The sequence below is a fragment of the Phyllobacterium myrsinacearum genome, from assembly GCF_002980555.1.
GTDB lineage: Bacteria > Pseudomonadota > Alphaproteobacteria > Rhizobiales > Rhizobiaceae > Phyllobacterium > Phyllobacterium myrsinacearum.
Genome location: NZ_PVBT01000007.1, coordinates 74,119 through 93,182, shown reverse-complemented (window position 1 = coordinate 93,182; position 19,064 = coordinate 74,119). Strand labels below are relative to the sequence as shown.

The 19,064-nt window shown below is 60.7% G+C and carries 22 protein-coding genes and 1 tRNA gene; 11 read left to right on the top strand and 12 right to left on the bottom strand.

What is annotated here, in order from left to right; all coding sequences use genetic code 11:
- Positions 1-134: 134 nt before the first annotated feature.
- Together C5750_RS20810 and C5750_RS20805 are read left to right on the top strand one after the other, a co-directional pair.
- Positions 135-590 (top strand): phasin, encoded by a 456-nt coding sequence (locus tag C5750_RS20810; protein WP_105736338.1) that lies wholly within the window; start codon positions 135-137, stop codon positions 588-590.
- Positions 591-814: 224 nt separating this feature from the next.
- Positions 815-891: transfer RNA gene (locus tag C5750_RS20805), tRNA-His, on the top strand.
- 57 nt (positions 892-948) lie between these two features.
- Here C5750_RS20805 and C5750_RS20800 read toward each other — a convergent pair.
- Entirely contained in the window at positions 949-1,383 is a 435-nt protein-coding gene (locus C5750_RS20800) for an acetyltransferase (protein ID WP_245421188.1), read from the bottom strand.
- Between the two features lie 173 nt (positions 1,384-1,556).
- On the opposite strand from C5750_RS20800, the gene C5750_RS20795 reads away from it, so the two are divergent.
- From C5750_RS20795 to C5750_RS20785, 3 genes are read left to right on the top strand one after another with little or no spacing between them, the layout of a single operon-like run.
- Complete coding sequence (locus tag C5750_RS20795) at positions 1,557-2,234, top strand: response regulator transcription factor (protein ID WP_105736336.1); 678 nt, start codon at positions 1,557-1,559, stop codon at positions 2,232-2,234.
- Positions 2,224-3,609: a sensor histidine kinase gene (locus C5750_RS20790; protein ID WP_165403429.1), complete on the top strand. Its 1,386-nt coding sequence runs from the start codon at positions 2,224-2,226 to the stop codon at positions 3,607-3,609. Before C5750_RS20795 ends, C5750_RS20790 begins: the two co-directional genes overlap by 11 nt.
- A gap of 11 nt (positions 3,610-3,620) precedes the next feature.
- Positions 3,621-4,709 (top strand): ABC transporter substrate-binding protein, encoded by a 1,089-nt coding sequence (locus tag C5750_RS20785; protein WP_245421187.1) that lies wholly within the window; start codon positions 3,621-3,623, stop codon positions 4,707-4,709.
- 1 nt (position 4,710) lies between these two features.
- Here C5750_RS20785 and xseA read toward each other — a convergent pair whose 3' ends face one another.
- The gene (gene xseA, locus C5750_RS20780; RefSeq protein WP_105736330.1) at positions 4,711-6,294 is read right to left on the bottom strand and encodes an exodeoxyribonuclease VII large subunit; all 1,584 of its coding nucleotides are present in this window, start codon (positions 6,292-6,294) and stop codon (positions 4,711-4,713) included.
- A gap of 84 nt (positions 6,295-6,378) precedes the next feature.
- On the opposite strand from xseA, the gene C5750_RS20775 reads away from it, so the two are divergent.
- Complete coding sequence (locus C5750_RS20775; RefSeq protein ID WP_105736744.1) at positions 6,379-6,948, top strand: DUF2585 domain-containing protein; 570 nt, start codon at positions 6,379-6,381, stop codon at positions 6,946-6,948.
- A gap of 4 nt (positions 6,949-6,952) precedes the next feature.
- Here the strand turns inward: C5750_RS20775 and C5750_RS20770 are convergent, their stop codons facing one another.
- Positions 6,953-7,909 carry a LysR substrate-binding domain-containing protein gene (locus tag C5750_RS20770; protein WP_105736328.1) on the bottom strand — a complete coding sequence of 319 codons (957 nt, stop codon included), beginning with the start codon at positions 7,907-7,909 and terminating at the stop codon, positions 6,953-6,955.
- 205 nt (positions 7,910-8,114) lie between these two features.
- Between C5750_RS20770 and C5750_RS20765 the strand changes: the two genes are divergently transcribed.
- The gene (locus C5750_RS20765; protein WP_158531265.1) at positions 8,115-8,402 is read left to right on the top strand and encodes a DUF1127 domain-containing protein; all 288 of its coding nucleotides are present in this window, start codon (positions 8,115-8,117) and stop codon (positions 8,400-8,402) included.
- Between the two features lie 110 nt (positions 8,403-8,512).
- Here C5750_RS20765 and C5750_RS20760 read toward each other — a convergent pair whose 3' ends face one another.
- From C5750_RS20760 to C5750_RS20735, 6 genes are all read right to left on the bottom strand, one after another.
- Positions 8,513-9,472, bottom strand: a complete 960-nt coding sequence (locus tag C5750_RS20760; protein WP_105736324.1) for a DUF937 domain-containing protein — start codon at positions 9,470-9,472, stop codon at positions 8,513-8,515.
- A 78-nt stretch (positions 9,473-9,550) separates the two neighbouring features.
- Positions 9,551-10,489 (bottom strand): phosphoribosylaminoimidazolesuccinocarboxamide synthase, encoded by a 939-nt coding sequence (locus C5750_RS20755; RefSeq protein ID WP_105736322.1) that lies wholly within the window; start codon positions 10,487-10,489, stop codon positions 9,551-9,553.
- A gap of 75 nt (positions 10,490-10,564) precedes the next feature.
- Entirely contained in the window at positions 10,565-11,308 is a 744-nt protein-coding gene (locus C5750_RS20750; protein WP_105736320.1) for an SDR family oxidoreductase, read from the bottom strand.
- A 23-nt stretch (positions 11,309-11,331) separates the two neighbouring features.
- Positions 11,332-12,705: a glutamate--cysteine ligase gene (locus tag C5750_RS20745; RefSeq protein WP_105736318.1), complete on the bottom strand. Its 1,374-nt coding sequence runs from the start codon at positions 12,703-12,705 to the stop codon at positions 11,332-11,334.
- A gap of 107 nt (positions 12,706-12,812) precedes the next feature.
- The gene (locus tag C5750_RS20740) at positions 12,813-13,547 is read right to left on the bottom strand and encodes a 16S rRNA (uracil(1498)-N(3))-methyltransferase (RefSeq protein ID WP_105736317.1); all 735 of its coding nucleotides are present in this window, start codon (positions 13,545-13,547) and stop codon (positions 12,813-12,815) included.
- A 46-nt stretch (positions 13,548-13,593) separates the two neighbouring features.
- Positions 13,594-14,031: an Lrp/AsnC family transcriptional regulator gene (locus C5750_RS20735; protein ID WP_105736315.1), complete on the bottom strand. Its 438-nt coding sequence runs from the start codon at positions 14,029-14,031 to the stop codon at positions 13,594-13,596.
- Between the two features lie 133 nt (positions 14,032-14,164).
- Here C5750_RS20735 and C5750_RS20730 point away from each other — a divergent pair, with 133 nt between their 5' ends.
- Together C5750_RS20730 and C5750_RS20725 are read left to right on the top strand one after the other, a co-directional pair.
- Complete coding sequence (locus C5750_RS20730; RefSeq protein WP_105736313.1) at positions 14,165-15,064, top strand: DMT family transporter; 900 nt, start codon at positions 14,165-14,167, stop codon at positions 15,062-15,064.
- A gap of 83 nt (positions 15,065-15,147) precedes the next feature.
- Positions 15,148-15,672, top strand: a complete 525-nt coding sequence (locus C5750_RS20725) for a GNAT family N-acetyltransferase (protein WP_105736742.1) — start codon at positions 15,148-15,150, stop codon at positions 15,670-15,672.
- A gap of 9 nt (positions 15,673-15,681) precedes the next feature.
- Here the strand turns inward: C5750_RS20725 and C5750_RS20720 are convergent, their stop codons facing one another.
- The gene (locus tag C5750_RS20720) at positions 15,682-16,299 is read right to left on the bottom strand and encodes a hypothetical protein (protein WP_105736311.1); all 618 of its coding nucleotides are present in this window, start codon (positions 16,297-16,299) and stop codon (positions 15,682-15,684) included.
- 72 nt (positions 16,300-16,371) lie between these two features.
- On the opposite strand from C5750_RS20720, the gene C5750_RS20715 reads away from it, so the two are divergent.
- Positions 16,372-17,070: a type 1 glutamine amidotransferase gene (locus C5750_RS20715; RefSeq protein WP_105736309.1), complete on the top strand. Its 699-nt coding sequence runs from the start codon at positions 16,372-16,374 to the stop codon at positions 17,068-17,070.
- 174 nt (positions 17,071-17,244) lie between these two features.
- A complete protein-coding gene (locus C5750_RS26650; RefSeq protein ID WP_165401767.1) occupies positions 17,245-17,385 on the top strand; it encodes a hypothetical protein in 141 nt (46 codons plus the stop codon).
- On the opposite strand, the gene C5750_RS20710 is transcribed toward C5750_RS26650, so the two are convergent.
- Together C5750_RS20710 and C5750_RS20705 are read right to left on the bottom strand one after the other, a co-directional pair.
- Complete coding sequence (locus tag C5750_RS20710) at positions 17,382-18,119, bottom strand: metallophosphoesterase (RefSeq protein ID WP_105736307.1); 738 nt, start codon at positions 18,117-18,119, stop codon at positions 17,382-17,384. The genes C5750_RS26650 and C5750_RS20710 overlap by 4 nt on opposite strands.
- Positions 18,116-18,898 (bottom strand): FCD domain-containing protein, encoded by a 783-nt coding sequence (locus C5750_RS20705; protein ID WP_105736305.1) that lies wholly within the window; start codon positions 18,896-18,898, stop codon positions 18,116-18,118. Before C5750_RS20705 ends, C5750_RS20710 begins: the two co-directional genes overlap by 4 nt.
- Between the last annotated feature and the right edge of the window lie 166 nt (positions 18,899-19,064).

Here is a 19,064-nt window from a genome sequence, read left to right as displayed (position 1 = left end):
TATTTGAATGAAAAATCAGGCGCTTGATTGTGCACCGCAAAAGAAATGTTGCATTGCACAATAAATTGGGTTATATACTCGTCATGAATTCACAAGCAGTCGCATAGACCGGCTGCACACGGAAGGAACAGATTATGAGCAAGACCACCAAACAGACTGCTGATGCGTTCTCGATCCCTGCCTTTGATGCAACCGCTGTAACCGATCAGGTTCGCGAATTCACCGAGAAGGGCGTTGCCCAGTCCAAGGAAGCCTATGCTAAGATCAAGGATCAGGCCGAAGCTGCCCAGAAGACACTCGAAAGCACCTTTGAAACTGCACAGTCGAACACTGCTGCTCTCTCGCTCAAGGCTCTGGCTGCGCTGCGCGCCAACACCGAAGCCAGCTTCGCTCATATCGAAGCTCTGATCGGCGTTAAGTCTTTCGGCGAAGTCATCGAACTGCAGAGCGCGTTCGTTCGCAAGCAGGCTGAAGCCCTGACCGATCAGGCCAAGGAATTCCAGACAGTTGCAACCAAGGCTGTTGAAGAAATCTCCGCTCCGGTCAAGTCGGCTGTCGAGAAGGCAATCAAGGACGTCAAGGTCGCCTGATTTAAAGGCCCTTGATGAAAAAATACTCCGGCGGCACTCCTCCTCCCGGCCGCTGGACGAGCAAGACCCGATAGTTCCTCCCGTATGGGTCTTGCATTAATGGAAAAGGCCGGTTCCTCCCCCGGCCTTTTCTTTTTTGTTGGTTTTTGCCTTTCTGTTGCATCGGGTGCTTGCCAAAAGCATCAATCTTACGTATGTGACCCCTGTCGAAAAGAAGACGGTGCGCGGTCGTAGCTCAGTTGGTTAGAGCGCAGGATTGTGGCTCCTGAGGTCGGTGGTTCGAATCCACCCGTCCGTACCACTTCTTCCCAAAGCCCCCCAATATCCTCCGAAATACAAAGCCGGATCAAACCGGTTCTCAGGCTGGCTGCTGCATGTGAATCAGCGGAAAGGGGCGGCCCGATCCATCGCGTTCGGATCGCCCGACGACAACAAATCCATAATGTCGGTAAAAGCCGTGCGCACCGGGATTCTGCTCGTTCACATCAACGCTGAGCCGGCCCTTGAGCGTTCGCGCGTGATCCAGAAGCTGCCGGCCGGTTCCCTGGCCATGCCATGCCGGATCGACGAACAGCATCTCCACCTTGGCACCGGACAGGCCCATGAAACCCAGGAGCGGGCCGGATGGCGACTGCGCCACCCACACCTCAAGTCCGGGAAGGGCTTCGTCCCGCACGAGCGGCAGGAAGAACTGGATGTCTTCCTCGGACAGGAAATGGTGCGTCGCCCGGACGGCGCTTTCCCAGATTGCCACCAGCGGCGGTATGTCGTCCGGTTGTATTGGTCGGATCATCATCATCTTCATTCTCTGCCCGATGTCATCAACGGGAGTTCGATATCGCTCCGGCGCCCATTTGCCAAGCCGGTCCGGTTCGTCCGGCCCATGCGCCCGCTGCATTCAATCCCTGCATGGTAAAAGCATTCATCGTCAATTGATCCCGGCGGGCGTTCATGCCAATGAAAAACATGCGCATATTGCTGGTTGAGGATACGCATGATGTGGGGGAGGCTATCGCCAAACGGTTCGAGGCGATCGGCCATGCTGTCGATTGGGAAACCGACGGGCGCGCGGCGGCGGAAATCATTGATTTCACCGAATATTCGCTGATCATCCTCGATGTCATGCTGCCGGGCATGGACGGTTTTGAGATTCTCAAGCGCCTGCGCAAATCCGGCAATGCCGTACCCGTCCTCGTGCTCACGGCGCGTTCCGAGATCGAGGACCGCGTCGGCGCCCTTGATCTGGGTGCGGATGATTACCTCGTCAAGCCCTTCGATTTTCGTGAGCTTGAGGCGCGCGCCCGTGTGCTGATCCGGCGCCGCACCGGCGGCGAGGCGACCAATCTGATCAAATGCGGCGATATCGCCATCGATCGCGGCGCACGGTCCGTGCATGTGGGCAAGCGCGAAGTCCAGTTGAAGCGGCGCGAGCTGACACTGCTTGAAGTCATGGCCGCGCGGCCCGGCCGTGTTTTCAGCAAGGATGAACTGCTCGACCAGATTTTCGGTTTCGACGAGGCTGCCAATGCCAATGCCATCGAGCTCTATGTCGGCCGGTTGCGCAAGAAACTGGAAGGCGCGCAGGCGCGCATCGTGACGGTGCGCGGACTGGGCTATCAACTGGTGCCCGGCGATGCAGCATGAGCCGTCCCTCTTTGCCCGCCTGGCCCGGCGAATTTCGCTGGTTCTGGGCATTGGTGCCGCCCTTCTTGTCAGCGCAGCCTGGTATTATGCGGAAACGGCGGCCGACAAGGCCTACGACCGGCTGCTTGTCGGCGCTGCCCTGCAAATGGCGGAAAGTCTTTCGGTCGAAAGAGGGGCGCTCAGTGCCCGTTTGCCCACATCGGCATTCGAACTGCTGGGACTGGCCGAACGGGACCGGATTTTCTACCGCGTCATCGACACCAACGGCAAAACCGTGACCGGCTATGATGATCTGCAAAGCCCGGCGCCCTCGGACGGCGCGCGCGATGCTGTCAGCATCAGCGAAGGTATCTACAAGGGCGAGGCAGTGCGCATAGCCCGCGCCACCCGTGTGCTGGCCGACCCCTCGGTGACGGGGCATGTCTATGTCATCGTGGCACAGACCAACGAGGCGCGCTCCGCCCTGACGCGGGAGCTGACGCTGCGCGCCACCATCCTTGTCGTTGTCATGAGCTTTCTCGCCTTTGCCGGTGCCATGCTGGCCATCCGCTATGCCTTGCAGCCCGTGGAGCGCTTGGGGGCGGCCGTGCGCCGCCGTGACCCGCATGACCTGACGCCTGTCTCGGTTGGCGTTCCGCGCGAACTCGATCCGTTTGTCAGTTCCATCAACCATTTCATGGGCCGCCTGAATGAACGCGTCGACCTGCTGCAACGGTTCATCGCCGATGCCGCCCATCAGATCCGGACACCGCTGACAGCTCTGTCCGCGCAGATCGATCTTCTCGGGCATGACAAGCTGGACAAGACCGGACGGCAGCATTTCGAACGCGTGCAGCAGCGCACCGGCGAGCTGGCGCGCCTGACCAACCAGTTGCTCAGCCATGCCATGGTCATCCACCGCGCCGATTCCATCCAGCTGGAGCCGATCAGCCTTGTCGATGTGGCGCGCCGTGCCTATCGCGCCGCCATTCCCATCACCGTTGACCCCGATATCGTCATCTCGTTCGAAGCGCCCGATGACCGCCCCTTTGTCCTTGGCGATGCGGTCAGCCTGCGCGAGGCTATCGTCAATGTCATCGACAATGCCCTGCGGCACGGAACGGATCAGCGGCTTGAGGTGCGCGTGCGCTCCGATGCGCTTGATGCCTATGTCGAGGTCGAGGATGACGGGCCCGGCATTCCGCCGGAGGGCTGGGAAAAAGCCACCCAGCGTTTCGCCACGTCGAAATCGCACGAAGGCAGTTCCGGCCTCGGCTTCGCCATTGCCCAGGAAGTCGTCAATGCCCATGGCGGTACGCTGGGTTTTCGCGCGCGCGACGAGAAGAGCTTCACGGTTATCCTGACATTGCCGTTGTACAAGGGCCCCGCGAAATGATGAAACGTTTCATGGCTACCCTGATGGCCACAATCCTTGCCCTGACATCCCAGGTTCTGGCGGCCGCGGACAACCAGACGCGGTTTCCGTCGCTGCAGACGGAAACCGGTAGGCTGACGATCTATTCGACCACGGACCTGGCCGCCATGAAGCCGCTGATTGACGATTTTCAGCGCTCCGCGCCGGGCATATCGATTGATTACATCGAGTATCTCACCAATGAGCTGCACGCGCTGGCCAGCGAAGCCTGCCGCAAGGATGAGCCGCTCGGCGACCTACTCCTGTCCTCGTCAGTCGATCAGCTGCTGAAACTGGCCAATGATGGCTGCGCCGCATCGCATACATCGCCGGAAACGCTGCGTGTGGCCGATTGGGCCAACTGGCGCGACGAGGTTTTTGGTTTCACCTATGAACCGGCGGTCTTCGTCTACAACACGCGCAAGGTGCCGCCGGCCGAAGTGCCGCGCACCCATGTGGAACTGGCCGACCTCCTGCGCGAACGTCTCGATTACTATCGCGGCCGTGTCGGCACCTACGACATCCGCCTGTCAGGCATTGGCTATTTGCTGGCCTTCAACGACGCGCGCCAGACGAATACCGTTTTTGGCCGCTTGCTGGAAAGCATGGCGCGCGCTTCTGCGGTGGCGCGATGCTGCACCGGCGAAATTCTCGAGGAGGTGGCGAGCGGCCGGCTGTATATCGGCTACAACATGCTGGGTTCCTATGCCTATGACGCGGCGCGAAAGCATCCCGACCTCAGGGTTGTCGTGCCGCGGGACTATACGTTGGTGCTCAGCCGCGGCGCGCTCATTCCCAAATCCGCAGAGCGCGGCGACCTTGGCGCGCAGTTCCTCGATTATCTCCTGTCGGAGCGCGGCCAGGCGATTGCGCGCAGCAACGCCTTCTATTTTTCCGAAACGGGCGGCCTGCCGCCGGATGTTGACGGGCCGCAGAACCTGAAGGAATCAGGAATTGCCCAGCCCATCCGCATCGGGCCGGGGCTGCTGGCCGTGCAGGATTGGGCGCAGAGACAGCGTTTCATCGAGGATTGGTCGCGCTCATTGATCGAGCTCAACAGCCCGGAATGGACGCGCGAGTAAATTAAAACAGCGAGCCCTGGTCGGTGCCGGGCGCGGCTGGCTTTTTCGCTGGTGCCGGACGGTCCGGCTTTGGCCTGATCGGATTGGCATCGGATTCCCCGGCCACGGCCTGAACCTCGCCATCCTGGAAGCGCAGCGTCAGATGATCACCGCTGCCGACGGCGGCGGCGCGTTTCACCGGTGCTCCCGCCGTGTCGAGCACGATGGCAAAGCCGCGCTCAAGCACGCTTGCGTGCGAAAGCGTTTTCATCAGCCGTTCCAGTTCGCTGCCGCGCCGCCTGGCCCGGTCCAGCGTGATGCCGATGGCCTGATCCTGCCGCCGCTCCAGCTGGGTCAGCGATTGGCGTCCCCGCACGGCAAGGCGGGCAATCGGTTCGGGCGACAGGCGCTGGGTATGACGGGCGAAGACGGCGCGCCGGTCCCGCAGGAAAACACCAAGGCTGCGCGGCAGGCGGTCGGCGAAAACGGTGACTTCCCGCTGCTTTTCGCGAAACCGCTGCTGCAGGACCCGCGGCGACAATTGCCGGGCACGGCCATCGAAATGCGCACGCTTTTTCTGGGTGTTCGCCTGCAAGGCACGGCCGAGCCGGGCGGCGGTTTCGTCGAAATGCCGCCGGGGCAGGGCAAGCAGCTGGTCGGCCGAGGGCAGGGCGCGCGACAGGGCGCGCTGGGCCTGGCGGCGACTGTCGAGGTAGCGCGACATGCCCGCAGCCAACCGCGCGCCATAGGTGGCAACGCTTGCCTGCAGGTCGGCCCGCACCGGTACCGCCATTTCGGCGGCGCCGGTCGGGGTCGGCGCGCGGACGTCGGCGGCAAGATCGATCAGCGTCCAATCCGTTTCATGCCCGACGGCTGAAATGACGGGGATATCGGATGCCGCAACGGCGCGCACGACGACTTCATCGTTGAACCCCCAGAGATCTTCCAGGCTGCCGCCGCCACGCGCCACGATGAGAACATCGGGCCGGGGCAAGGCGCCGCCCGGCTGCAGGGTGTTGAAGCCATTGACAGCGGCGGCCACTTCCGCGCCTGACGTTTCGCCCTGCACACGCACCGGCCAGACCAGCACATGCAGCGGAAAGCGGTCGGTAATGCGGTGAATGATATCGCGGATAACCGCGCCGGTGGGCGAAGTGACCACGCCGATGACGCGCGGCATGAAGGGCAGCAATTGCTTGGCGGCCGGGTCGAACAGACCTTCCGCACCGAGTTTGCGCTTGCGCTCTTCCAGAAGCGCCATCAAAGCCCCTGCGCCGGCCGGCTCCATCTGCTCGATGACGATCTGGTATTTTGACGAGCCGGGATAGGTGGTCAGCTTGCCGGTCGCGATGACTTCCATGCCTTCTTCAGGCTGGAATTTCAGCCGGCTCATGCTGCCGCGCCAGACCACTGCCTCGATCCGCGCCTTGTCGTCCTTCAGGGAAAAATAGGCATGGCCCGAGGAATGGGGGCCGCGATAACCGGAAATTTCGCCGCGCACGCGCACATGGCCGAACGTGTCCTCAACAGTGCGCTTTAGCGCTCCGGAGATTTCGGATACGGAATACTCGGCGACATTGGACGTCGATTCGGACTTTTCGGTCATTTCCTATTCCTACCGGGGTGGCGAACGGCGTCAAGTCTTGGACAGGCGGGTTCCAGGGTCCGGGGATGAAAAGGGGGAATGCTCATGATGCAACGTCTCAGTCTGCGCCATTATCTGATGATCGGCGCCGCGATGATCGCGGTGACCGCCATCGTCCTGCTGTGGATGGGCCGCAATCCGATCTGCACCTGCGGAACGGTCAAGCTTTGGGTGGGCGAAGTCAACTCGTCCGACAATTCCCAGCATATTTCCGACTGGTATTCCCTGTCGCACATTATCCACGGCTTTCTGTTCTACGGCCTTTTGTGGCTGGTTGCGCGCGGCAGGCCGGTGGGTTTGCGCCTGCTGCTTGCCATCGTGGTGGAAGCCGCGTGGGAGATTTTCGAGAACACCGACATGGTCATCAACCGCTACCGCGAGGCGACCATTGCGCTCGGTTATACCGGCGACAGCGTGCTGAACTCGGTGTGCGATATCCTGTTCATGGTGATCGGCTTTTTCTTTGCCTCCCGCGCGCCGCTCTGGCTGACGATCCTCATCGCCATCGTGTTCGAATTGCTGGCGGGATATGTCATTCGTGACAACCTCACCCTCAATGTCCTGATGCTGGTCTATCCGCTCGATGCCATCAAGGCGTGGCAGGGCGGGCTGTAACTGCCTACCAGCCCGGAACCAACTCTGTCGAGCGCACCTGCCGCAGCCGCGGGTTGACCTGGTTGGGCGCGGCCGCCGGCGCCATGCTGACCGGGGTTGGCATCGACAGGTTGTCGAGGCTTTCGACGATATGCTGCGCCAGCGCGTCCACGATGGCCGAGGGCTTGGTGTGGCCGCGCATGATGCCGATGCCGAATTCCGGCAGGCGGCCAAAGCCGTCGGCTTCGGTGAGCACGCGCATGCCGGGGCGCAGGGCGCATTCCGGCAGGATCGAGACGGCAAGACCAGCGAGCACAGCGGCCGCCAGAACCGTCGCCGACCAGCTGGTGAACAGGATGCGATAATCGTGATGCATGGTGTCGAGCACGTCGATTGCCGCGGCGCGCCAGATGCAGGTCGGCCGGCCAACGGCAAGCGGCAGCACCTTCTCCTCATGCACCGTATGGTGCGCCGACGTGACCCAGAGCAACTGCTCGCTGCGCACCACTTCCGAACGGCGCATGTCGTCGCACTGGGTGACCAGCGCGAGATCCAGCTGCCCCTTGCGGATCATCTCATCGAGATTGACCGTGGGCTCGCACACCACCGAAAGTTCGACGCGCGGGTTGGACCGGGAAAAGCGCGCCATGATTTCCGGCAGGAAGCGGTCGGCATAATCGTCCGGGGTGCCGATGCGGATGTGTCCCTGCAACTGCGTATCGTCGAAAGCGGCGATGGTTTCGCCGTTGAGCTGCATCATGCGGCGGGCATAGGCCAGCAGACGCTCGCCGTCTTCGGTCAGCTTGTTGGTGCGCCCGTCCCGTTCGAAGAGTGCCTTGGAAACCCGCTCTTCCAGCCGGCGCATCTGCATGGAGACCGCTGACTGTGTCTTGTTGACCGCATCCGCAGCTCGGGTGAAGCTGCCGCTGTCGGCAATGGCGATAAATGTCTGCAATTGGTCAAGATCAAGAGGCGCATTCATGGCTTCGCTCCCGGACGGCACAATCCATCATTATTATTGAACGTTTACATGAAAAACATTCGTTTGAATAATCAATTTTTGTGGATCATTCTACAGATGTTCAGGAGACGCCCGTGTTGAAACGATACCGGGCGTGATGCGTAGAAAATGGTTTCAACGCGGTTCAACCCTTCTTGATCAGCGCCATTCAAAAAGGAGTAGGGCGATGACGACGACAACGAGAACGACTGAAGTAAATGGATTTGTGCCCGCGATCGCTTTCGCGCTGGCTCAGGCCGCTGGCTTTGTCACCCGAATGATCGTCGCCCGCCGCAATCGCAAAACGATTTTGAGCCTCGGGGAGTGGAACGATCAAATGCTGCATGACATCGGTGTCACGCGCGGTGATCTGCATTCGGCTCTTGGCACGTCGCTGCTTGAAGATCCGAGCGAAAAACTGGGTGCACTGGCCGATGTACGGGCCCGTTTGCGCGCAGCACGCTCGATCAGCTGAGCATCGATTTTGACGGTTTAGCAGGCGTCCCATTCACACCGGAATCCCCTCCCGGTGCCCCGCCTGCCCACTGCCCGGCCTTCTGGCCGGGCTTTTTCTTTATGGGGCCGCTACTTGTTGCGGTCCATGCCGCGCAGATACTGGTCGAAAATGGATTCCACGCCCTTCTGGTATTGTTCGTTGGTTTTCCGGCCCGTTTCGAACATCTGGTCGAGGACATCCTTGAACGGATTGTTGGCAGTGGGTGGTTGGTCCGGCTGCCGGGGCTGAGGCTCCGGTGCCGTGCGCTGTTGCGCGCCGCCGCCGAGCATATCGCCGAAGATTTTGCCGAGGGGATTGTCGCCGAACGGGTTCTGCGCATTCCCCGCCGGCTGCTGGCCTTGCGGCGTGGCGCCGGGAAACCCGCCGCGCGTCATCTGTTCGAGGATTTGGCCAAGCGGATTGTTGCCCCACGGATTGGCCTGACCCTGCGGCTGCTGCGGCGCTCCGGCAGCGCCGCCGCCAAGCATGCTTTCCAGAATCTGGCCCCAGGGGTTGGCGGCGCCCGGCTGGTTGGGCGCGGTCTGGCCGCCGATGCCGCCGCTTTGCCGCATCATCTGCTCGATGAAATCGCCAATGACATTGCCGCCGCCGAGCCCGGCCGCCGCAAACTGGCCTGTCGACTGCTTGTAGAGCCCGCCCATGGTCATGGATGCGAGCACCGGCAGCATCTGCTGCAGCGTACTGACGGCGATGCCGGTCATCCGCGCGGCGTGATCGGCGACGGCGCGTGACAATTCCTTCGAACCGAACAGATTGTTCAAAATGGCATTGCCGTCGGCGATACCCGCCGGATTGAAGGCCGCTTGCGGATTATCAAAATAATTGACGTGTTGGCCCGATGACAGCGACTGGATGAAGGCGCCGACGCCCATGGGATCGGCGGTATTGCGCTGCAAGCCCTGCGAAAAGGCAGGCATCAATGCCTCGATGGCGGCGATTGTCTGTTGTTGCGAGAGCTGAAACTGGCGGGACAATGCCTCCACGGCCTGCCCGCCCTGTCCCTTCAGGAACATGTCTACAAGATTCATGGCGCCGATCCTCCTTCGGGCTGATGCACGAGAGAAGAGTAGCCCTGCCGACAACCAAAGTTCAATCTTTTTATCGGGTTAGAAGTACTGCGCCAGATTCTTGCGGATGCGTTCGAGCGGATCAACGGCGGGATCGCCGGGCACGAATGTTTCACCGGTAATCGTTTCATAGGCCTGGATATAGACCTTGGTCGTCGCCTCGATCATATCCTGCGGAATCTCGGGGATATCATCCTTGTAGGGGTCGCAGCGTTCGACCACCCAGGTGCGGATGAAGTCCTTGTCGAAACTGACCGGGCGCTTGCCCGGCGCATAGCTGTCGGCAAACCAGTAGCGGCTGGAATCCGATGTGTGGATTTCATCGGCCAGCACGATGTTGCCGTCGGCGTCCGTGCCGAACTCGTACTTTGTATCGGCCAGAATGAGGCCGCGGCTTGCGGCAATTTCCTGTCCGCGCGCGAAAAGCTTGAACGCATAGCTGGAAATCGTGTCCCACTGTTCCTGCGTCAGTAGCTTCTGGTCGAGTATTTCCCGGGCGGTCAGCGGTTCATCATGGCCACCATCGAACGCCTTGGATGTCGGCGTGATGATCGGTGCGGGAAGCTTTTCATTGTCCTGCAGGCCGTCGGGGAAGGTCGTGCCATACATCTCCCGCTTGCCGGCCTTGTAGAGCGTTAGGATCGACGTGCCGGTGGTTCCCGCGAGATAGCCGCGCACGATGATTTCGACCGGCAGGATATCGAGGCGGCGGGCAACCACGACGTTCGGGTCGGGGTAATCAAGCACATGGTTGGGACAGATATCGCTGGTCTGCTCGAACTGGTAGCGCGCGGTCTGCGTCAGCACTTCGCCCTTCAGCGGAATGCAGGCCAGAATCCGGTCAAATGCGCTGATGCGGTCCGTGGCGATAATGATGCGCCGCCCATCCGGCAGATCATAATTCTCGCGCACCTTGCCGCGGTAATAATTCGGCAGTTCGGGAATGAAGGCTTCGGTGAGCGCTTTGTGTGTGGGCATGGTGTGAAGAATCCGCGTCAGACAATCTGGCTTCCGCATAACACATAAGTCGGGCAACGGGAGTCAAATTCTTGACTAGCGCCCGCCGGTTACATCAAGGAGTGCGCCGGTCACATAGGACGCGGCATCGCTGAGCAGCCAGACGATGGATTCGCCGACTTCGTCAGCCGTTCCCGGCCGTCCCAGCGGTGCCATCACGCCGAGGCGCTGCGCCCGGTCCGGCTGGCCGCCGCTGGCGTGGATGTCGGTCTCGATCAGGCCGGGGCGGACGGCATTGACGCGGATGCCTTCGGCACCGACTTCCTTGGAAAGGCCGATGGTCAGCGTATCCATCGCGCCCTTCGATCCGGCGTAGTCGACATATTCCGACGGTCCGCCGAGGCGGGCTGCGGCGGATGACAGGATGACGATCGACCCGCCTTTGCCGCCGCGCGATCGCGCCATGCGTCGGACACCCTCGCGGGCGCAGACATAGGCGCCGAGGATATTCACATCGAACATGCGTTTGAGGCGTTCGGTGTCGATATTCATCAGCTTGGATGCGGGCGCTACGATACCGGCATTGATGACAAGGCCGTCCAGCGGGCCGAGTTCCTCGGTCTGCTTGAACATGGCGATGACGTCGGCCTCGTTGGCGACGTCACCCTGTATGGCTTTTGCCTTACCGCCGGCTGCGATGACGGCCGCAACCACCTCGTCGGCGGCAGCCCTGTTGCCGATATAGTTGACGCCGACCGACCATCCCTTTTGACCCGCAAGAATGGCCGCCGCACGGCCAATGCCACGGCTTGCACCTGTTATCAGGATGGTCTTGGTCATCGCATGTCTCCCAAAGGGTGGAATTAGTAGGCGTACTCCAGAAAGGCAGGTTCAACCGAACCGCCCCAGACCGTGTTGTACTGGCTGAGCATCTGCTCGGCGGAGGTCGTGCCGCGCGCGACCACTTCCTCCAGCGATGCGAGATAATGCGTCTCGTCAAAACCTTCGCTGTTGAGCAGCGCGCGGTTTTTCAGGCCAAGGCGCGAAATCGCCAGCACGTCGCGGGAAATGTCGTGCACAGAGCGGTTGCGCAGCGTGGCGCGCAGGCCCTTTGCCGGCACTTCATCGCGCAAAGCCTGCACTTCCGGATAGGTCCAGTCGCGGGTGAGGGCTTCCGCCGCATCCAGGGCCTCGGCGTCGTAGAGAATGCCGACCCAGAATGCCGGCAGCGCGCAGATACGCCGCCACGGGCCGCCATCGGCGCCGCGCATTTCAAGGAAGCGCTTCAGCCGCACTTCCGGGAACAGCGTTGAAAGGTGGTTCGTCCAGTCGCCCATATTGGGCGTGGCGTCCGGAATGGTATCCTTCAACGCGCCGTTCATGAACTGGCGGAAGGTCACATGCGTGCAGTCATGGTAACGGCCATGGCGCAGGACAAAATACATCGGCACGTCGAGCGCCCATTCCACGTAATCGGCAAAGCCGAAATTTTCGTTGAAGATGAACGGCAGCACACCCGAGCGGTTGTTGTCCGTATCGCGCCAGATATTGGAACGCCAGGACAACAGGCCGTTCGGCTTGCCCTCGGTGAACGGCGACATGGCGAACAGCGCCGTGGCGATGGATTGCAGCTTTACGGACACCTGCATCTTGCGCCGCATGTCGGTTTCCGAGGCGAAGTCGAGATTCACCTGGATGGTACAGGTGCGGTACATCATGTTCAGCCCGTCCTTGCCGACCTTCGGCATGTAGTTGGACATGATGTTGTAGCGGGATTTCGGCATGCGCGGCGTTTCGGCCAGGGTCCATTTCGGGCTGCCGCCGAGACCCAGGAAGCGGATGCCGAGCGGTTCGGCTATCTCGCGCACCTGCGCCAGATGCGCATTGGTTTCGCGGCAGGTCTGGTGGATGGTGGAGAGCGGTGCACCCGACAGTTCGAACTGGCCGCCCGGTTCCAGCGAGATTGCGCCCTGTCCGGTTGGCTCGACCAGGCCGATAATATTGCCTTCGTCAATGATCGGTTCCCAGCCCAGCTTCGACTGCATGCCTTCAAGGATGGCGCGGATGCCGCGCGGACCGTCATAGGGAACCGGACTGTTGTCTTCGGTGTAGAACGGGAATTTCTCATGCTCCGTGCCGATGCGCCATGCCGATTGTGGCTTGGAGCCCTGGGCGAGGTAGGTCGCCAGTTCTTCCGTACCGGAAAGGGGCGTCTCGTCTGTTGTATCGCGCGCCATGGATGGTGCTTCCCCACTAGAATGTTCGAACTTGCGGCGTGATTGGCTGTTTTCGGAAAAGAGCGCAAGCAAATTTCGCTGATGCACTCATCAAGAGAATTTGTAACTCACCAATCGCCGATCGTCGCCTGAATAAGCGCGAGTGCGGCAACGGCGGCTGTGTCGGCGCGCAGGATGCGCTGGCCCAGCGGAATGGCGGTGACAAACGGCAGTTTGCGCAAGGTCTCGCGCTCCGTATCCGAGAACCCGCCTTCCGGGCCGATGAGAACACCAAGCGGCCCGCGCGGCAGGCTTTGTAGCAGTGGCAGCGGGTTATGGGTATCATGACCTTCGTCGCAGAAAATCAGCCTCCGCCCCGCATCCCAGCCATCCAGCAGTTTCTCAAGCTTGACCGGTTCGCGCGTTTCCGGGATGGCCAGCACGCCGCATTGCTCCGCCGCCTCGATGGCATTGGCCTCGATCCGGTCCGTGCCGATTCGGGTGACCTGCGTGTGCTGGGTGATCACCGGTTGCAGAACCCCGGCACCCATTTCAACCGCTTTTTGCACGAGGTAGTCGAGCCGCCCCTGCTTGAGCGGGGCGAAACAATAGACAAGATCAGGCGTTGCCGGTTGCACCCGCGTCAGTTCAAGCGGTTCCAGCGCCAGTTTCTTCTTGCTTTCAAAGCGCAGGGCGGCGCGCCATTCGCCGTCCCGGCCGTTGAAAACGAGGATTTCATCGCCGTCCTTCATCCGCAGCACATTGGCAAGATAGTTGACGGCTTCCGCCGGGGCGTCGGTTCGCCTGCCTGCCGCCAGATCTGCGGTCATATAAAGCCGTTGCATTCTGTAATTTGCGCGCATGGGAGATGGATGCCAGAGAGGGGATGGGGCGGTCAAGCGGACGGTGTCAGCCGAGAGGCGGCAGACGCCGCTTCACCGGCGAGGATTTGACGATGGAGGTGTTGGTTTCCGCCTTTTCCGCCAGCCGGTCGAGCAGGCCATCCAGCTGTTCCATGCTGCGGAAATGCAGCTTGCCGATAAAGCAGTCATCACCCGTCACCTTGTCGCATTCCGTAATTTCAGGCATCTCCTGGATCAGCCGCTCGACGATATGCAGCATGCCGGGCAGGGGCCTGACCCGCACGATGGCTGTCAGATTGTAGCCGAGCGCCGCCGGATCGATATCGACGGTGAAGGCGCGGATCACCTTTTTTTCTTCAAGCCGCCGCAGTCGCTCGGACACGCTGGGGGACGAGAGCCCGACTTTCTGGCTCAGTTCCTTCAGCGAGATTCGCGCATCTTCGATCAGAATGCCGAGGATGGTCTTGTCCATTTCGTCGAGCATAGCAACCTCGTAAGGCAGATCAGGGAATTTACCTGCATTAAACAGGTGTACTCAATATTGTACCTTCTTCTTCATATATCAAAACGCCGTCCCGCCGAATAGTCTTGTGATGCAAGATGAAGGGACGAGCGCTATGGAACGGGATGTAGCAAGAGGCAGCGTGGAAATGACCGCTGCGATGATGATTTCGGGCACGATCGGCTGGTTTGTGCTGATGTCCGGTCAGCCGGTCTTATCCGTCGTGTTCTGGCGCTGCGCCTTTGGAGCGCTGACATTGCTCGGCGTTTGCGCTGCACTCGGCCTGCTGCGTCCCAACATCATGTCATGGAAGCTGTTCGGTCTTGCCGTTCTTGGCGGCGTTGCCATTGTGCTCAACTGGGTGCTGCTCTTTGCCGCCTATTCCCGTGCGTCCATTGCCATTGCGACGACGGTCTACAATGTCCAGCCGTTCATGCTCGTCGTGTTGGGCGCGCTGATCTTCAAGGAGAAACTGACATTCACCAAGCTGTTCTGGCTGGCTGTCGCATTTGCCGGCATGCTGCTGATCGTTCAGGCCAAGCCCGGCGGCGGTTATACGGGAACCAACTACATGGCCGGTATCGGCCTGTCGCTGGGCGCGGCCTTTCTCTACGCCATCGCATCCATCGTGGCCAAGCGGCTGAAGGGCACGCCGCCGCATCTGATTGCGCTCATTCAGGTTTGCGTCGGCATCGTGCTGATGGCGCCGCTTGCCGATTTCAGTGTCCTGCCGAAAGGCGCGGCTAAATGGGGCAGCATCGTCACGATTGGTGTGGTTCACACGGGATTGATGTATATTCTGCTCTATAGCGCCATCCAGAAATTGCCAACCCATCTCACCGGATCGCTGTCCTTCATCTATCCCATCGCTGCCATTCTGGTTGATTATTTCGCCTTCGGGCATCAGCTGCAGCCCGTTCAGTTCCTGGGATCTGCAGCCATTCTCATCGCTGCGGCCGGTACCAGCCTTGGATGGAAACTGGGCCGGTCAGTACCGGAGGGCGCCAAGGCATAAGATCAGACGGCATTTGCCAGATACGGTTTTGTTCTATATGTCTGGAAAGAACATGAACACTTTTGACATTGCAGAACAAAGCCATGGAAATACGTCCTCTCACCCGCGATCAGATCGAACATGTCTGGAGCATTGACCGCAGCGAAATCATCGAAAACATCTATACGCTGAAAGATGGGGAACTGGTTCTCCATCCCGAATTTTGTGATGCGCCGGGTTGGGAAGAGGGCGAGCCGGAAAAATACACGCCCTTGCTTCAGGAAAGTTTTGACCGGGGCGGCCAGTTCTTTGGCGCCTTCGATGGCGGAAAACTCGCGGGCGCGGCCATTGTCGACAGCATCTGGCGCGGTCCAAGGAAAGACTTGCTGCAGTTGAGTTTTCTGCATGTCAGCCACGCCTATCGCGGCCGCCGCCTGGGTGTGCGGCTGTTTGAACGCAGCAGGCAGGCGGCGAAGGAGCGCGGCGCCAAGGGCTTCTATATCTCCGCCACGCCATCGGAGCACACGGTGAATTTCTATCGACATCTCGGTTGTATCGTGACCGCGCCCGATCCGGAACTGTTTGCGATGGAACCGGAGGACATTCACATGGAGTGCGTTTTTAGCTGAAATAACGCATTAAGATTGAACTCCCGTGATGATTGGCTGGTAACCGCCGCGCAAGGCCTCAACGGTGGAGGGCGGTGTCAGCAGGCTGACGTCCCGTGTGGGCAGGGGGCAGGCCGCATAGCCGTCCCAGGACCAGAGATAAGTCGCGCGCCGATAGACGAGATAGGCATTGTCGCCGGAGGCGATCATGCTTCCATCCGGCAGGTCCTTAACCGCCGTTGCAAGCCGGTGGCGTCTCTTGGCGCCGTCCCCGTCGAGGCGCTCCCCGTGCAACACGCGGTCCATTTCCGGTGCCGATTGTCTGGCGATGCGCTTGCCATCGGCCCAGGCCGCCTGAAAGGCCTTCGCCCGTTCCCGCTGGCAATAGAAGCATGGGCGGTGTCCGGCACTGAGCGCCGTCGGCTCATCGAGAAAGAACAGCTCGGTCCAGCTTTGCCGGGCCATGACGGCGCGCCGGACGTTCCTGAATGCGCAGACGCAGATGATCCAGGCCCTGGTGGTCCAGCGCCGTTTCAGCAGGGTGCGCGTTGTCGGATCGTGGATGATGCCGCGATTGCCCATGAGGGTTCCGCGCTGGGGAACGGCGAGGATGTCGCCGAAGGGTGTGACACGGTTTTGCAGGGGCATTTGATGGCTTCCGGCTGTGAAGGCTCCATGCTATCGCAGGATCATCGTCAATGCGATCATCAGGCAGGTAGAATGCGCGTTCTCGTTGTACAGAATTATCAGAATACCGGATTGGGGCTTGTTGGACAGGCCTTGGCGGAGGCCGGTGCACAGATTGATCTGGTGCAGGCCCATACCGGTGAACCGTTGCCTGCCGATGACGCCGGTTACGACGCGCTGATCTCGCTCGGCGGCGATCAGAATGCCCTTGCTGACGACCAGTTTCCCTATCTTCCCGCGCTTGCCCGGCTGATCCGGCGCTTTGGCGATGCGGACAAGGCGGTGCTTGGCATCTGCCTTGGCAGCCAGCTTGTCGCGCGCGGCTACGGGGCTGAAAATATCCTGGATCGTCCGCAGGAATTCGGCTGGCATGCGGTCACGGTGACGGCCGAAGCGGCAGCCGATCCCGTGCTGTCCGCGGTTGCGCACGACTTTCCGATTTTTCACTGGCACAGGGATACATTTTCCCTGCCTGAAGGCGCTGTGCATCTCGCCTCGAGTGCGATGACGCGCAATCAGGCCTTCCGCGTCGGGCGGGCCGTCTATGGTATCCAGTTTCACTTCGAGGCAGATACCGCGCTGGTCGAGGAATGGCGGCATGTTTTCCACGGCGAGATCATGAGGGACAACCCCGGCTGGCTTGCAAACTATCCGGCACTGGTTGCGGAAAACGGTGCTTCGGCCGATGCGGCCGGCCTCGCTTTGGCGCGCGCCTGGGTCGCACTGATCTAGCGGCGGACGATTCAGTTGCATCTGTGCAACAGGCAAAATTTGAATCAAATTGCCCCGTCGGTATTCATGGGGAGCGTGGCTTTCGTTCACTTGCTGGAAAGAATTGTGCGCTGTAGTTGCCGGGCCGGTTAGCTGGCATGAAGCCAGGCCGTAGAGACTGATGGAAACGCCCGAATGACGATGAAAAGTGCCGCCCTCTTGACCGCAATGATGCTTGCATCGATCCTTTTCATGGGCGCCGAACTGGTATCGGTTGATGCCGGAGGCCGCACCGTATCGAGCGATGGTTACGGAATCAGCTCCGCCTCGCGTTAAACAATCGCTTCCAGAAAAGACTTGGCTTCAGCGTCGATCCTGATGGCGCTGAGGCGGCCGCTGGCATAGGCGCCGGTATCCAGATTGACCCGGTTCTGCCGCACTTCCACATCGCTGGCCGGTGTGTGACCGTGAATGACGACCTTGGAATGCAACCGGGGATCGTCGAGAAACTCCCAGCGAATCCAGATCAGATCGTCCGGATTTTGCCGGTCGAAATCAACCCCGGGCCTGATACCGGCGTGACAGAAGAAAAAATCTCCGAGGATCATCGAGCGGCGCAAACCGCGCAGAAACTCCACATGGGTTGCCGGCACGGCGCGCAGCAGGGCAGAGCGTCCCGCCGCCACCGAGGCCGGATCGTCAAAATCGATCGTTACGCCATAGGAGCGCGCTGTCTGCCTGCCGCCATGCCGGGCGAAGACGCCATGCGCGTCGCCCGTGGCCAGAAAATCCAGAAATCCGATATCGTGATTGCCTGCCAGCGTCAGCATGCGGTGGTTCTTCCTCTGGGCGTTCACCAGATGCTCCAGCACCCCCCTGGAATCCGGGCCGCGATCCACATAGTCGCCGAGATGCACCGCCACCCAGTCGAACGGCGGCTCCTTGGCGTTTTCAGCCAAAATCCACCGGTGCATCTCCTGCAGCAGATCGAGGCGGCCATGCACGTCACCGATGGCATAGACCCGCAGGCGATCGGGACCGCGCGCATGTTTGAAGTCGACTGTCTTCATGGGCGATCCAATTCCCGCTGGCTGCGCCGCAGCCGCGATGTTTCCTGCCAGGCACTGCTGCGCGCCGCGTCTTTCTGGGCCTGTTCGATAAAGTCGATGTGCCCGTGCACGGCAGCCCGCGCCCCGTCGGGATCTGCAGCCAGGATGGCGGCGGCGATGGACAGATGCTGCTGCAGCAGCTTTTCCCGGGCGCCGGGAAAGCCGTAGATGAGGGTGCGATTGTAGAACACATCGTCGGCGAGCAGCCGGTAGCAGGAGCGCAGCGTGTGCAGCAGAATGATATTGTGGGCACATTCGCCGATGGTGCTGTGCAATTCGACATCCAGCTCGGCCTCCCGTTTGAAATCATCGGTCTCGTAGGCGCGCTGCATCGCGTCAACGATACCGCGCAAAAGCAGGCGGTCATCGTCCGTTGCCCGGCGCGCGGCATAATCCGCCGCGATGCTTTCGATCTCCCGGCGGTATTCGAGATAGTCCGCTGCTGCCTTCGGGTGGCTGGAGATCAGCTCCATGACCGGCTTGGAAAAGACCTCGCCGATGACATCTGCAACGAAGGTGCCGCCGCCATGGCGCGCGACAAGCAATCCCTTGGCTTCGAGAGCCTTGAGCGCGCTGCGCAGAATGGGGCGCGATACGTCGAACTGCACGGCAAGGTCGCGCTCGCCCGGCAAGCGGTCGCCCACGCGCAGAATACCCTCGAGAATGAGTGTCTCGATCTGGCCGATAATGTCATCGGCCGTTCGCGAGGAGTGGATGCGGGCAAAAACCGGGCTGCTCATGATGAAAATCGTCCGCAGGAGTGATGTGTCCTGACAGCGTACCGGCAAATCACGAAACTGGTCAATTCTTTGATCCAGTTGGCAAGCGTCGCATAGCCGCAGCCTTCCGGCGTAAAGGAGCATTGAAAGGGCCGGTCATTGCGTTCACCATCTTGTGAACACGCCA